The organism is Aerococcus sp. L_32 (genome assembly GCF_050689315.1).
The window spans coordinates 1-1,831 of the sequence record NZ_JBOEQF010000381.1; the positions used below are offsets into that span (position 1 = coordinate 1).

Here is a 1,831-nt window from a genome sequence, read left to right on the forward strand (position 1 = left end):
AGACAAGCTCCAAAATTCGGAGCTTGTTTCTATTTTTTTCTTCGAACGTATCATTACTGCTCGTCGTCATTCATTTCTTTAGGAAATGTGTATGATACAGCTCATAAAAAAGTTCTGTACTATACAAACCTCCCCAAACCCCTATAAACCACCCCAAAAAAATGCAAAACAAGCAGCTTCCATATGGGGCTGCTTGTTCGATAATCTATGCCAATATTATTCTTCTTCAATTAAAACGGGAGCTTTTTGATTTTTTTGAGTATATAAGAAAACAGGAACACCTAACAGAGTCAAGACGATTCCCAATAAAGCGTTGAACGGCTGCGTCAGCAAAGTACTCATTAAAATAAACAAGCCTCCTGCAATTGCTACCAGCGGAATAAAGGGATAGAGTGGCACTTTGTAAGAGCGCTCAATTGCGGGTTTTCTTTTCCGCAGGATAATGACTGCCAGGAAAGTCATGGTAGAGAATATCCATATAACGAATACAATCAAATCAGTCAGCTGATTGAACGAACCGGACATCATCATCACGACAGAGATAGAAACAATCATTATGCCGCCATTCATTGGGACATAAGTTTTGGGATGCAAAACACCGAACCAATCAGCAAAAGGAAGCAATCCTCTTTTTGCCAGTACATAGGGAATGCGCATAGCAGAAATGAAGTAGCCATTCATTGCACCAAAAACAGAGATTAAAATTCCCACCGTGATTAATTTGCCGCCAATACCTGGAAACAGTTTAGAAGCAACAGCTGCTGCAGGGGTAGCAGTACCTGCAAGAGTAGCGCTATCGACTACAAAAAGATAGGCAACATTGATTGCAAGATAAACGGCCATCACGATGGAGAGTCCGCCGACAATCACACGAGGCAATGTCTTCCCGGGATTTTTCATCTCTCCCGCCAACGTCCCCACGTTCATCCAACCATCATAAGCAAAAAGGGTGGCAACCAGTGCTGAGCTAAGAGCAGTCAGGAAAGAATGGTCTTCTGAAACAAAAGGCATAAGGCTCTGTTGACCTCCTCCAGGATAAAGTAACCCAGCAATAATGATAATAAAAAGAGGAATAAGTTTCAGGAAAGTAGCGACATTTTGAATCCTGCTGCCATGCTTCGTTCCCATAAAATTCATGAGGGCTATAAAGAGGGCGGTCCCAATCGCAATGGGAATGATCAATTGATCGCTTAACCCGAAAAGATTGATAACTTGCGTCGCAAAGATAATGGCCAAAGCCGCAAAGTTTGCTGGGAAATAAACAATCATCTGTGCCCATCCAGCCAGAAACCCCCAAATCTTTCCATATACTTTTTCCATATACAGCATTAATCCGCCCGATTCCGAGTAAATCGTGCCAATTTCAGCAACAGTCAGACCACCAGTGATGGTAATGATACCGGCAACAAACCAAGCCAACAGCCCAACACCCGGAGCCCCGCTAGCAGAATACACCGCTGTAGGCTTAAAGAAGACCCCCGCTCCAATTACAGTACCCACTAATACTGTCAGCGCAGTCAAGCCGCTGATACTTTTTTTCAATTCCGTTTTTTCCATGTTTTCTAATTCTCCTAAATGACCTTTGTCAGTGATACGTCCATACATTCTAGGGACGAAAAAACGATTCGTCAAGAACTATTTCATAGCAGAATCAACAAATATGGCGCAGGCATTTTTATTGCCTGTGCTACCTGCCATGAATAGGCAAGAGAAGGGTTTTGATTTGCCGTCTCTGATTAAAAAAGGAAACATCGATATGAAAGATAACCTTCAGAAAAGTATTTTATGTTTCTTTTAGATCAAATGGAATGGAAAAGTGGGAAGGCCGAGC

Annotated in this window: 1 protein-coding gene; it reads right to left on the minus strand. The window is 42.3% G+C overall.

Features of this window, described 5'->3' with window-relative positions; genetic code table 11:
- Positions 1-216: 216 nt before the first annotated feature.
- Positions 217-1,557 carry an APC family permease gene (locus ACRCJ0_RS13140; protein WP_418149896.1) on the minus strand — a complete coding sequence of 447 codons (1,341 nt, stop codon included), beginning with the start codon at positions 1,555-1,557 and terminating at the stop codon, positions 217-219.
- Positions 1,558-1,831 lie beyond the last annotated feature (274 nt).